1 protein-coding gene is annotated in these 355 nt (G+C 66.5%); it reads right to left on the bottom strand.

The window, feature by feature from the left end:
* On the bottom strand, positions 1-355 hold a 355-nt coding region (locus CBX98_RS26375; RefSeq protein WP_172606041.1), incomplete at both ends, for a hypothetical protein.

Below are 355 nucleotides of genomic sequence, written 5' to 3'. Positions count from 1 at the left end.
CGTTATCGGTTTGCCTGTAGATGGCCGTCCGACCCATCGATTCGACACCGAAGGTTGAGAGCTCGTGGCGCGTCTCACCCGCATGGCTGGTGACCAGGATGGCGATACCCCGCTCGAGCATGCTCCTGACCTCGGTCTGTAGTTTGGGATCGCCCAGTGCCGTGCTGGAAACCCATGCGGCCAGAGGCATCCCACGGTGCGCGGCATCGGCAAGCGTCAGGTCCTGCAACGAGGCCGGTACGCCCCAGCCTGCCGGGTTGCCGCCGGTCGCAGCGAGCGACAACGGGATGTCGGTGACGGCTAGAAGACGCGGCGACGCATCGACCGTGCGCGACGCCTCGACCGATGGGTCCGC

The sequence above is a fragment of the Vibrio sp. T9 genome (assembly GCF_003123985.1).
GTDB classification, from domain to species: domain Bacteria; phylum Pseudomonadota; class Gammaproteobacteria; order Enterobacterales; family Vibrionaceae; genus Vibrio; species Vibrio diabolicus.
Note: the sequence above shows the minus strand (reverse complement) of the source record. Positions and strands in the feature narration are given on the sequence as shown.